This window comes from Bacteroidota bacterium (genome assembly GCA_016195025.1).
Lineage (GTDB): Bacteria > Bacteroidota > Bacteroidia > Palsa-948 > Palsa-948 > Palsa-948.
Genome location: JACQAL010000055.1, coordinates 1 through 13,151 on the forward strand (window position 1 = coordinate 1; position 13,151 = coordinate 13,151).

A 13,151-nucleotide genomic window follows, 5' to 3' on the forward strand; every position below is an offset into this window, starting at 1 on the left:
GTGACGTGCAAGTAGAAACTTTAGTGCATTTATTTACCTTTGTGCTGCGGGACAGTGAAGTGCTCCGAACTCCGCCACTTCTCCAACTTGCAAAACGTTGGGCGTCATTGTAAAACCGTGACAGTTTTTCCAGACAATTTATAAAGTCATCGGGAGACAGTCCCGTAATTCTTCCACGACTTTTTCGGCAAGACAACCTCTCACTCCGTTGACAATTTTTCTCGTGGGACAGTCCCGCGCTGACTTTGTGAAAAAACTTATCGGGGACAGACAATCAAGTTTTACAAAGGACACTCCATCGTTTGGTGACAGTGACTAAATAAATACAAAATACATTTCTCGGCTGACTCCCGATAGCTATCGGGATTTGCAACTCTTCATCGCTGTTCATCGGCAGACAACAACTTTATTCGCGGACAGCCAAGCAACAAAATAAATTCAGCGGGACAGTTGCTTTTGTTCCGACCGTTTTTCCCGCCAGACAACTTTTCATCGGACAGACAGAAAATAAAAATCAAAAACAAAATACACGGGGCGTTCTCGTCAGACAACTTTTTCGCGCAGACAGTTTTATTTTTCATTCGCGGACAGTAACGGACGACAAAAAAGAACAACGAACGCCCAACACGGGGTTTGCGCTATGGCGGTTGACATTTAATTTGAAAGTTTCTGCTTTTAATTATCTTCGCATCGGGGGACAGTGAAGTGGTTTTTAATCCGCCACATCGCAAACCCCGAAACCGTTAGGGGCAAGTTTCAAAGCGACATCAACGCTTGACACTTTCTCCACAAACGTTTTGCAGTGGACAAAAAAATAATTCTTCGACAGACACATGAGCCACCTCGGCTCGACAGTTCTTGACAGCCATTCTCGGCTGACAAGTTTTTTCTTGCGTAACAGTTTCGCGCGGTCAGACAGTTTCTAAACATTTACAAACTTAAATCAAAACAAAATGAAAAAGACAGCAATATTTTTACTCGGTGCATTGACAGTCGGACTGCTTGCATTCAAGGTTGCAACATACGACACAAAAAATAGCACAGCAGAAGTAGACCAAATTCAAGGTGTGTATGTTTTTATTAAAGCTAAACCCGTTAAGGAATATGAATTTCTCGGAGTTGTAAAAGGTCCGACCTTTGGTTCAGAACAGATGGATGATATGTTAGATTATATGTTGAAGCGTGTGAAAAAAGATTATCCAAGTGCAAACGGAATTTTATTTGATGGCCCTATTAAAAGAAGTGACAATACAAAAGTAAGTGCTGTAAAATTCAAAGACTAAACTCACACCTTTATGATTATCACAACTCAAAACAACAATACAATCGAAATTGAAAACTCTCTAACTGGGAAGGAAACAATCAAACACAACGGGAAAGAAGTTTCATCGAAGAGAACAATGATGGGAGGCATTCATATTTTTAAAGTCAATGAGGATAACGAAGAAGTACAATATGAAGTTGACATAAAATCTCGTTGGCACGGCTTCGGACATTATGTAACTATCAGACGAAAAGGAGAATTAATTTTCTCAAACAAATAATTTTGTCTGTGCGGAGTATCTTTCAGGTTTGTCGTGTGACTGTCCTCGCAGACAATTTCTTCGGGGACAATTTTTCGACTGACAGTTTTTCCTCGACTGTTTCGCTTGTTTCGTGGGACAGTCACAGCAGACAAACCAGCCCCTAACATCCGCTTGCCTCAATGGCGGTTTTCGTTCGGGAAAAATGTTTTGTGTATTTAATTATCTTTGTGCTGGCAGACAGTTCCTCGCTTTTAATCCGCCACTGCGGCAAGCGGAGGAACGTTAGCAACAACACCCAAATACAAAAAAATCAACGTTAGACAGTTACTTCGTACTTTTACGGCAATTCAAATCCAATGAAAAAAATTCTTCTCGCCTTGACAGCCGTTCTCGCGCTGACAGTTGCGCGCGGTCAGACAGCAAATGAGAAATTTCAAAAGTTTCTAGACAATCAAGACAGTTTAGTGAATCTTGCTTATCAAAAGCATGATGGAAAAATGTATGAAAAACTAAATGAAAAATTTTTAATTGAATACAACAAACTTCCCGACAGTGACAAAAAAGCATTTGCTACTGCATTGAATGGAAGATATTATGACATCTGTTGTACTTTTTCACTTACCAACGACAAACCAAATGCTTTGAAATATTTTAAGAAAGCCATTGAAGTAGGTTTCATTGACTATGCTCACATAAAACAGGACAGCGACTTAGACAACATTAGAAATGAAAAAGAATTTAAAGACCAGTTAGAAAAGTTAAAAAATATCGGAGATTATCTTTACATTCTGAAAAAAGCAGACAAATATAATCTTGCCGACAACAGACCGCTTCCAAAATTTACTTATCAATCAAAAGACAATCCCAATCTAATTGCTTTGCGAAAAGGGTTCAAACTTGACAGCATCGCAGGACAAGGAAGCGAAGTTTTTAAAATCATTAATCTTCTACATTGGATACATTATTTAATTCCGCATGACGGCAATCATCCAAACCCAGAAGTAAAAAATGCAATGAGTATGATTGCCGAGTGCAAGCGGGACAGCAGAGGATTAAATTGTAGAGGTCTCGCGACAGTTTTGAATGAGTGTTATTTATCATTAGGAATTAAATCAAGGATTGTTACCTGCTCTCCAAAAGACAGTTTGAAAATAGACAGCGACTGCCATGTAATAAACATGGTTTATTCCGACAGTTTAAAAAAATGGTTATGGATTGACCCAACAAATGACGCTTATGTAATGAATGAAAAAGGAGAATTGCTAAGCATTGAAGAAGTGAGGGAAAGAGTAATCAATGATAAACCTCTTATCTTAAATCCTGACGCAAATTGGAACAGAAAAACATCTGCAACTAAACAAGAATATTTATATCACTACATGGCAAAAAATCTTTACATGTTTGACTGCCCCGTAAACAGTGAATACAACATGGAGACAAGAGGGGAAGGAAAAAATTTATCTTACATACAACTTCTGCCGTTGGACTATTTCGCGCAATCACAAGACAAAGTAGAAAACAAACATGAAAATGCTAACACCATCTCGACAACTTACAAGACAAACAACCCAAAACTATTTTGGACAGCACCGTAATATCCGACAGCGGACAAATACTTTCTCTCTTGACCGTTGCGCTCGGCAGACCGCTTCTCTCTCGGTGGACAATTTCGCACGGACAAACAAGACGTGGGGTGCTGTTGCTAACATCAAATTTGCTCTATGCGGGCTGACGTTTAAGTTTGAAAATTTGTATCTTCGATTTATATTTGCAATGGCGGACAAATTAGTTTTCATAAATCCCGCACAGCGCAAATTTGAGGAACGTTGGCAGCAATGTTAAACGGACAATCAATCACGACAGTTTGTAAAGTCATCGGGGGACTGTCTTTCAATTTTTCTTCGCTGACTTTTTATCACCAGACAATTTCTCCGTTGACAATTTTCTCGTGGGACAGTCCCGCGCTGACTTTTAGAAAAAAAATTATCGGACAGACAATCGTTCAACATTTCTACCAACGCTAAACTTGACAACTATACAAAATGGTAAAGGGGACAATTACTAAAATCATTGAGGCAACTCCAGACAAGACAGTTTGCGAAATCAAACTTGAGGAGTATGCGTTTGTTCACGGCTTGACAGACCGCACTTTCATCGGGACAGTTCAGTCAATCGGCAACGAGACACGCAAAGACAAAATCGCAGAACAAATAAAATCTCTGCTGGGCAGACAAATTGAAATGTCGGTCATTCCATCGGACAACACTTCAATCTTCATTGAAAAATGGTAACGGTGGACAGTGACGAAAGAAAAAGAAACACTGCTGCCAACACGGGGTTTGCGCTATGGCGGTTGACATTTAATTTGAAAGTTCGTGCAAGTAATTATCTTTGCAGCGGGGGACAGTTTTGTGGTTTCTACTCCGCCACATCGCAAACCCCGAAACCGTTAACTGCAAGCGTCAAACAACAAACAGCCAGACAGCACCACGACAACTCTTCGGCAGACAATTTTGTAAATATGACAGAAAAACAAAAGACACCTACACGCTTCGTAGACTTCCATGCAGGTGCGGACAGCGTAGTAGATAGAACATCAAAAACCATGAGACAATGAGACAAATACTTCTATGTTTTCTAATTACACTTTGTTTGACATCGTGTGACTTTATGAATTATAAAAACAAACCAAAGGATCAGTCTGACGCAAATGTTAATGAGTGGAACGAAGCCTATCATCCTAATTTAAAACCTATGTATGGTAAAGCCCCAAGGACAAAAGAGCAAATCTCAGCAGACAAAGAATATGTAGACGCTATGCTAAAAATTCATGGTGACAAATACAAGGCGGCAAAAAATGCAGCAAGAGATGGTTGGTATTATTTCTTTCACGAGACAATGGATACAGCCATGTTTCGCTTTAATCAATGTTGGTTAATTGACAGCACTTACGCAGAAAGTTATTTTGGATTTGCAGCAATAAGAGAATATCAAGGTTTAAGAAATGACGCAGAAACATTTTATCAGATGGCTTATAAGACAGATAAGTCCGACACTTTATCAAAACATTGTTTATATACGATTGCCAACATAAAAGAAAAACAAAAAGACACGCTTGGGTTAATTAAAGCCTTCCAACGTGCGTACAATAAATTTCCTAACGATGGAATCGCAACGGGAAAATTAGGTTTCTTCTATTCTGCAATCAATAAACCCGACAGCGCATTAAAATATTACAACATCACCGTTGACCTTGACCCAGAATACGAACAAACATACATCAATAGAGGTTGGTATTATTTTCAAAATAAAAAATTAAAAGAAGCATTAAAAGATTTTACAACAGCCATTGAAAAAAACAATAAATCAATAAGTGCTTATGCAAATCGCGCTTTAGTACTTATGGAGGACAAGCAATATCCAGCAGCAATCTCTGACATTAGACAATGTATCATTTTCGACCCGAAATATCCAAACTTTCATAGTGGATTAGCGGAATGTTACTTTCAATTAAATCAAAAGGACAAAGGATGTGAAGAACTTAATATCGGCATTCAAAAAGGCGGACAGTTTTCCGAACTACAAAGACAACATCATTGCAAGTAATCAGAATAACGTAGACAAGATAACGTTCCGGCAGACGAAACGCCTGCAGTTAACAGCAAGTTGCCGCCAGTCGGGCTGACGTTTTCACAGGACAGTGATTCTTTTTATCTTTGTTGTGTATCGGCAGACAATGATTCGTTTCATTTTCCGCCCGAGACGGCAACTTGCGGAACGTTAGCAGCAATTCAGCCACCGGACAATTTTTCGTTGGACAATTGCGCTTTAACGTTTCGACAATGAAGCAAAAGAAAAACAATCGCGGGGTTCGACAGATTATCATTTATGGAATGACGCGACAACAACAAATTAAATTAATCCAGCGCAGGGACAGCTCTTTCACGCTCGACAGTTTCGCAAACAAGACAGACAATGAAGTTCGCAACGTTGCGCTCTCGGTGGACAAAAACTTTATCACAGACCGACAGAATAAAAATAAAAACATCGGCTGACAGCTTTCAACTATTCATCGCTATTCATCGGCAGACAGCAAAAAATAAATTCAGCATGGGACAGCAACTTCTTTTCCCGACCGCTTTGCATCGGCAGACAACTTTTCAAACAAACAACAAAACATTCGCGGGACAACTGTTCAGTTTTTTTGTGTGCCTGTCCTCGTTGGACAATTTCTTCACGACAATCTTTCTCGTCAGACAGCGATTTCATTTTCAGTTGCGCCTTCATCGTGGGACAGACACGACAAAGAAAACTGCTGCTAACAGCAAGTTTGCGCTATGCGGGCTGACGTTTATGTTTTAAAAACTGTATCTTCGGTTTATGTTTGTAATGGCAGACAATTTTGTATTTCAAAATCCCGCACATCGCAAACTTGCGGAACGTTAGCAATAATGCCCAAATACAAAAAATGCAACTTTAGACAGTAACTTTACATCTTAACTGAACGGGCAAGATAATTTACATTTTAGTTTATTAAAAATAAGTTTATGACTTATATTTACAAAAAGAAAAGACAATGAAAAAACTTCTACTCGTCTCGACAGTTTTCCTCGCCCTCACAGTTGCGCATGGACAATCATCAAATTGGCTTTGGGCAAAGAGTGCAGCAGGAACAGGTGGTGATGAGGGCTATTCCGTAAGCGCAGATGCAATAGGGAATGTTTATGTTACTGGTTCATTCACCAGCCCCACCATCACTTTTGGGACAACCACCCTCACCAATACAAATAATAATGCTGAAGTATTCATTACTAAATACGATGCGAATGGAAATGTGCTTTGGGCGAAAAGTGCAACAGGAACAGGTGTTGACGAAGGTTATTCAGTAAGCACAGATGCAGGAGGCAATGTATTTGTGACAGGATATTTTTGGAGCCCCACCATCACTTTCGGTTCTACCACACTTACCAATGCCGGTGGTTTTGATGTGTTTATTGCCAAATACGATTCAAATGGAAATGTGCTTTGGGCGAACAATACAGGGGGTACTGCTGATGATGTAGGTACTTCTGTAAGTGCAGATGCAGGAGGCAATGTGTTTCTTACAGGATATTTTAAAAGTACAGCAATTACTTTCGGTTCCACCACACTCACTAACACCGGTTTTGATAATATATTTATTGTAAAATACGATGCGAATGGGAATGCGCTTTGGGCGAAAAGTGCAGGAGGAACAGGGGCTTTTAGTGTTGTAGGTTTTTCAGCAAGCGCAAATGCAGCAGGGAATGTGTTTGTAACAGGAGGATTTGGTGGAAGTCCCACAGTAACTTTCGGTTCCACCACACTCACCAATTCAGGTGGCGGTGATGTATTTGTTGCCAAATATGATTCTGGTGGAAATGTGGTTTGGGTGAAAAGTGTAGGTGGAACAGGTGGTGATTATGGCAACAGTGTCTCTGCCGATACCAGCGGAGATGTATTTGTAACAGGAAGGTTTACAAGTCCAACACTCACTTTCGGTTCTACCACGCTTACCAATATAGGAACTGCGGATGTGTTCGTTGCCAAATACGATTCAAATGGAAATGTGCTTTGGGTGAAAGGAGCTGGAGGAGTAAATTGGGATGAAGCTTATTCTGCAAGCGCAGATGCAAGCGGGAATGTGTTTGTGACAGGAAAGTTTGATAGTCCAACCATCACTTTTGGCTCAACCACACTCACACCGCCTCCTGCTAATTGTACTCCACAATGTGACCCGATATTTATTGTCAAGTACGATGCAACCGGCAATGTGCTTTGTGCGTCAGCCCTTGCAAGCGGAGGCGATGACCAAAATGGCGTAAGTGCTGATCCATTTGGGAATGCTTATATAACGAGCGACTTTTATGCAATCCCTTTCATTGTCGGTTCCGATACATTGACTCTTACAGGTGCAGAAAATGTTTTTGTTGCTAAATATCATTGCGACAACACATCTGCTATAAATGAACTAAGTAATAAAGAAAGAATTTTTATTTCCCCAAATCCCTTCTCTACGCAGACAACTTTGCAGACAGACAATCTCTTACACAACGCAACTCTCACAGTTTACAACTTTTTCGGGCAGACAGTTGCACAAATAAAAAACATCAACGGTCAGACAGTTACTTTTTCCCGTGACAATCTCGCAAGCGGACTGTATTTCGTTCGGCTGACAGAAGAAAACAAAACCATCGCAGTAGACAAATTAGTAATCGCGGACAAATAATTCCTCTCTTGTTCGTTGCGCGCGCCCAGACAATCTCTTTCGCTGGGGACAATTGCGCAGGGACAAGCAAGACGTGGGGCACAATTGCTAACAGCGGGCGTGCGCAATGCGGGTTTACTTTTTGAAAAAATGTTTTCAGTATTTAATTATATTTGTTCTCGCGGACAGCGAAGTGCTTTTTAATCCCGCACTTCGCACGCCCGCGGAACGTTAGCAATAATGCCAAATACAAAAAAAAGACAATGCAATGTTCGACAGCAACTCTGCATCTTGACAGTATCATAACACGGACAATGAAAAAATTAATTCTCATATCGACAGCGGTTCTCGCGCTGACAGTTGTGCACGGTCAGACAACTTTTCAAAAAACATATAACCACATTTATGAATACCAAAATTTAGGAACGATTGAAGCAACTGTACGAGAAACTTCTGACAGCGGATTTATTATGATTGGAGTCCAAATGGACACTCTTGATACACTTAGCACGGTTTCTCAACCAATTTATGTAATCAAAACGGATAAAAACGGAGATACACTTTGGACGAAAGTTTTTAATATTGGCGGAGGCGCATGTAACATTATACAAACTTCCGATAGCGGATATGCTTTATGCGGACGGTATTTCATAAAACTTAATTCACAGGGAGATACTTTATGGTCAAAATATATTAGTAATGGATTCTTAACCGACATAAAACAAACGAGTGACGGAGGTTACATTCTTACAGGATATGGAGGTTCAAATGATGATTTCATATTAACGAAATCAGACGGGATAGGAAATATTCAGTGGACTAAATTATATGGGGGAACAGGCGTAAATGTTCCTGATAGAGCATTTGCTGTTTATGAAACTACTTCGGGATACTTAGCCATAGGTTTTACTGGTAATTGGGGAGACGCCTTGTTCGTTGTAAAAGTAGATTTCAATGGAAATTTACTTTGGACGAAAACTTATAAAGGTTCTGGCAATAGAATAGCATGGAATACAACAAAAACTTCTGACGGTGGATATGTTCTGGCTGGATGGGCTGGAGAAATTCTTAATGACAATATTTATTTCTTAAAAATAGATTCTGATGGAAATTTTATTTGGGATAAGGAATTTGACATTGGATTATATGATAATATGCGATATATCTCTGAAACATTTGACAAAGGATTTATTATGTGTGGTGGAAATACATTATTAAAAACGGACTCTGTGGGAAATTTTTTATGGGCAAAAAAAGTTAATGCAAATGGCAGATTAGATTGCGTTCAACAAACAATGGACAGTTCTTTCGCCATATTAGCATTAACGTGGGATACCATTAATTCTGGTTTAACATTAATCAAAACAGACAATCTCGGTAATTCTTGTTTTCAAAGTAATTTAAATTATAATAATGTTACAACTACAACTCAAATAGTATATCCAACCATTCAATCTCTTCCATCAAACATTGCCGTTACTTCAATCCATCCATCAATTCACACATGGGGGACAGTAATTCCTATTTGCTCAAGCACTACATTTATTAGTGAAATTCCCGACAACAATTATTTTATTTCCGTTTTTCCAAATCCTTTTTCTACACAGACAGTTTTGCAGACAGACAATCTTTTACATAACGCAACTCTCACGGTGGACAACTGTTTCGGACAGACAGTTGTGCAAATAAAAAACATCAGCGGTCAGACAGTTGTTTTCTCCCGTGACAATCTCGCAAGCGGACTGTATTTCGTTCGGCTGACAGAAAACAATAAAATCTTCACCGACAAATTAATAATTACGGACAGGTAATTTCTCCGTAGACAATTCCGTTCTCGGCAGACGGAGGCACTATTGCTAACATCAAATTTGCTCTATGCGGGCTGACGTTTAAGTTTGAAAATTTGTATCTTCGTTTTATGTTTGTAATGGCGGACAATTTTGTATTCCAAAATCCCGCACATCGCAAATTTGCGGAACGTTATGCCCAATGCAAAAAGACAATAGAACTTTGACGCGACAAATAAAATACCTACTTCTCGGACTGACACTTTTTTTCTGCCAACATTCCTTTGGACAGAAAAGTAAAATTGATTCTTTGACTGATGCTTTACTGATAACAAAGAACGATACAAGCAAGGCAAGTACGCTTTTACTTATTTCGGAAGAATTGCTACACCAGCAACCAGACACAGTCATTATTTTAAGCAATCAAATTTTAGAATTATCCGAAAAAAATAACTACACATTTGGAATTAAAAATGCTAATAATAATCTCGGAGTTATTAATATGAACAAAGGAAATAATGATGTTGCGCTAAAATACTTTTTTAAAGTTTTAAAAATTTCGGAAGAAGCAAAAGACAGTGTTTATATTGCAAAATCATATAATAACATAGGAATTATTTATAGGAATCAAGATGATTTTAAAAAATCTATGGAATACACAAAAAAATCTCTTGCAATAAGAAAGAATTTGAAAGATAAAAAAGGGCAAGCAGTTTGTCTAACAAATATTGGATTAAATTATTGGTCATTATATGATTATGAGAATTCTCTTAAATATTCTTTTGAAGCAGAGAAATTATTTAAAGAAACAGGGTTTACAAAATTCCTTGGTAATGTTTATAATAACATTGCGGATGTTTATGATGAACAAGGAAAATATCAAGACGCGATTAAATATCTAAAAAAATCTTTTGAAATTAAAGTTGCACAAAATGATAAATACACTATTCCAAGTTTCTGGAATAATGTCGGCTCTTTATATATTAAATTAAAGATGTATGATTCAGCATTTAGTTGTTTATCGAACGGACTAAAACTCGCCAAAGATTATGGCTCAATGCAAGATATTAATAAATCCTATGAACACTTATCTTTTTTATTCGCTCAAAAAAAAGAATTTGAAAAGGCATACAACTATTATCAATTATACTCGCAAACAAAGGATACTTTATTTAACGAAAATAAGACGAAGCAAATAACCGAAATGGAAACAAAATATCAAACCGAAAAAAAAGACAATGAAATAAAATTGCTGAATACAGAGAAAGAAAAAGAACGAGCCATCGCAGAAGAAAAAAGCAGAAAACAAAAAATAATTATATGGTCAGTAATAAGTGGTTTTCTTTTAGTGACTGTATTTGCCTTTTTTATTTTTCGCTCATTAAGAATAACAAGCAAACAAAAACAAATTATTGAAGTGCAAAAAATAGAAGTTGAAAAACAAAAACACACTATTGAAGAGAAGAACAAGGACATTACTGACAGTATTAATTACGCAAAAAGAATTCAGCAAGCAAAACTTCCAGACAAAAAAGAAATACATTCAGCACTTCCAAATTCATTTGTCCTTTTCAAACCAAAAGATATTGTGAGCGGAGACTTTTATTATTTCTACAAAGATGATAAATCTGTTTTCATTGCATCGGCTGACTGCACAGGACACGGAGTTCCTGGAGCATTTATGAGTATGATTGGTTCTGAAAAATTAGATGACGCTTTGGCGCACAGCGTAGACACTTCTGAAATACTTAGCCACTTAAATAAAGGAATAAAATCTTCGCTTCGTCAGACAGACAGCAATGAATCAACACGTGATGGAATGGACATCGCGCTTTGCTCCGTTGACACAGACGCGCGTGTTATAAAATATGCTGGTGCAAACCGACCGCTTTGGATTATCCGCAACGGACAGACAGTCGTTGAAGAAATTAAAGCAACTAAAAAAGCAATTGGCGGTTTCACAGAGGACAGCCAACACTTCGACACCCACGAAATAAAATTACAGCAAGGCGACACCTTTTATATATCTACTGACGGCTACGCAGACACATTTGGCAAACAGGACAAAAAACTTACGACAAAAAAGTTCAAAGAAATATTGCTTTCAATTCAAGACAAATCTTTAAAAGAACAAGAGCAACATCTCGACAACTTTATCGAAGACTGGAAAGGCGAGACAGAACAAGTGGACGACATTTTAGTTATCGGTGTACGCTTGTAGTGGCGGACAGGTTCGCACTCTGTGGACAGCACGACAGAAAAAAATGCACAGGGCATAACAGCGGGCGTGCGCAATGCGGGTTTACTTTTTGAAAAAATGTTTTCAGTATTTAATTATATTTGTGTTGGCGGACAGCGAAGTGCTTTGTAATCCCGCACTTCGCACGCCCGCGGAACGTTGGCTGCAACCCTTTTTCTCCGTAGACAGTGGCGTAGCAACTTGACACTTTTGAGCAATTAAAAACAAAAAAAGCGGGGGACAGTTTTGCAACGGCTGACAATCTCGCAGTAACTTGACAGCATTACAACTTGACACGGGGGACAAAAAAAAAAACAAAAACCCACCCTTCGCATTTTTGAAAATTTATTTTGCTCACGCACATTTGGCACATTTGCCTTTGCCCCCAACCACAAAAGCCAACCGCAGGGGCAAAGTCAAAAGAGCCAAACCATCCTGCACACAAAAAAGACACAAGGATTTTATACCTTTGACGCTGAAAATTCAATGGAAGCAACAAAAAATATAACCACGCCTGCTCAATGGATAGAGCAATACGCAGACACCTTATTCAAATTTGCAGTAAGCAGAGTTGGCGACACTGAAACGGCAAAAGATTTAGTTCAAGAAACTTTTTTGTCAGCATTGAAAAATACAACGACTTTCAGAGGAGAAATTTCAGAAAAAAATTGGTTATTCACTATTCTTAAAAATAAAATCATTGACTATTACAGAAGCAAAGCGAAACAATCTTTTACTGAGTTGAAGGAACATTTAGAAGAAGCAGAAAATTATTTTGATAGCAACGATTGGAACGAGTCAGCGAAGCCGAAAGAATGGGGAATTGATTATTCGCAGAATATTGAAACGAAAGAATTTTACGAAGTGCTGGAAAAATGCAAACAAAAACTGGCAGAACTTCAGAATGCTGTGTTTACTTTAAAATATATGGAAGATAAAAATTCAGAAGACATCTGTAAGGAATTGGGAATTTCTCCGTCAAACTATTGGGTGCTGTTGCACAGAGCAAAACTGCAACTTCGCCAGTGTCTTGAAAAAAATTGGTTTTTAAAATAATTGAGTATGATGAAGTTGATAAAATCTATGATGATTAGTTGTGAGAAAGCAACCTTCTTAATGTCAAAAAAAGAGGAAGGAATACTTACAATAGGAGAATACCTTATTCTTTTCTTTCACCTTTCTATGTGCAAATTCTGCCAACTTTTTGAAAAACAATCTGCTTACATTTCAAAACAAGCAAAACATTTTCATTCTACTGCCGAACTCTCTGCTGAAAGCAAATCTCAAATTGCAAAAGCATTAGAGCAAGAGTAATCCCAGTAAATTATTTTTTAAAGTTTTGTAAGGTTCTCTGTTTTCATTCGTCTATACGA

General features: G+C 38.2%; 12 protein-coding genes. All 12 read left to right on the forward strand.

The genetic code is table 11. The features are described 5' to 3' along the window. Positions 1-953 precede the first annotated feature (953 nt). The 12 genes from HY063_10760 to HY063_10815 all read left to right on the forward strand — a co-directional run bounded on the left by HY063_10760 (position 954) and on the right by HY063_10815 (position 13,092). Positions 954-1,283, forward strand: coding sequence for a hypothetical protein (locus HY063_10760; GenBank protein ID MBI3502262.1), 330 nt, complete (start codon positions 954-956; stop codon positions 1,281-1,283). Between the two features lie 12 nt (positions 1,284-1,295). Beyond that, positions 1,296-1,544: a hypothetical protein gene (locus tag HY063_10765; GenBank protein ID MBI3502263.1), complete on the forward strand. Its 249-nt coding sequence runs from the start codon at positions 1,296-1,298 to the stop codon at positions 1,542-1,544. A gap of 338 nt (positions 1,545-1,882) precedes the next feature. After that, on the forward strand, positions 1,883-3,121 hold the full coding sequence (locus tag HY063_10770) for a transglutaminase domain-containing protein (GenBank protein MBI3502264.1): 1,239 nt from the start codon (positions 1,883-1,885) through the stop codon (positions 3,119-3,121). A 240-nt stretch (positions 3,122-3,361) separates the two neighbouring features. Next, positions 3,362-3,550, forward strand: coding sequence for a hypothetical protein (locus HY063_10775; protein MBI3502265.1), 189 nt, complete (start codon positions 3,362-3,364; stop codon positions 3,548-3,550). 18 nt (positions 3,551-3,568) lie between these two features. After that, complete coding sequence (locus HY063_10780) at positions 3,569-3,817, forward strand: hypothetical protein (protein MBI3502266.1); 249 nt, start codon at positions 3,569-3,571, stop codon at positions 3,815-3,817. A 379-nt stretch (positions 3,818-4,196) separates the two neighbouring features. Continuing rightward, positions 4,197-5,132 (forward strand): tetratricopeptide repeat protein, encoded by a 936-nt coding sequence (locus HY063_10785; protein MBI3502267.1) that lies wholly within the window; start codon positions 4,197-4,199, stop codon positions 5,130-5,132. 236 nt (positions 5,133-5,368) lie between these two features. Beyond that, the gene (locus tag HY063_10790; GenBank protein ID MBI3502268.1) at positions 5,369-5,581 is read left to right on the forward strand and encodes a hypothetical protein; all 213 of its coding nucleotides are present in this window, start codon (positions 5,369-5,371) and stop codon (positions 5,579-5,581) included. A gap of 521 nt (positions 5,582-6,102) precedes the next feature. After that, the gene (locus tag HY063_10795; GenBank protein ID MBI3502269.1) at positions 6,103-7,773 is read left to right on the forward strand and encodes a T9SS type A sorting domain-containing protein; all 1,671 of its coding nucleotides are present in this window, start codon (positions 6,103-6,105) and stop codon (positions 7,771-7,773) included. 293 nt (positions 7,774-8,066) lie between these two features. Continuing rightward, positions 8,067-9,563, forward strand: a complete 1,497-nt coding sequence (locus HY063_10800) for a T9SS type A sorting domain-containing protein (protein MBI3502270.1) — start codon at positions 8,067-8,069, stop codon at positions 9,561-9,563. A gap of 178 nt (positions 9,564-9,741) precedes the next feature. Beyond that, a complete protein-coding gene (locus HY063_10805; protein ID MBI3502271.1) occupies positions 9,742-11,760 on the forward strand; it encodes a tetratricopeptide repeat protein in 2,019 nt (672 codons plus the stop codon). Positions 11,761-12,264: 504 nt separating this feature from the next. Further along, on the forward strand, positions 12,265-12,834 hold the full coding sequence (locus tag HY063_10810) for a sigma-70 family RNA polymerase sigma factor (GenBank protein ID MBI3502272.1): 570 nt from the start codon (positions 12,265-12,267) through the stop codon (positions 12,832-12,834). Positions 12,835-12,840: 6 nt separating this feature from the next. Further along, complete coding sequence (locus HY063_10815) at positions 12,841-13,092, forward strand: hypothetical protein (protein MBI3502273.1); 252 nt, start codon at positions 12,841-12,843, stop codon at positions 13,090-13,092. Positions 13,093-13,151: the final 59 nt, after the last annotated feature.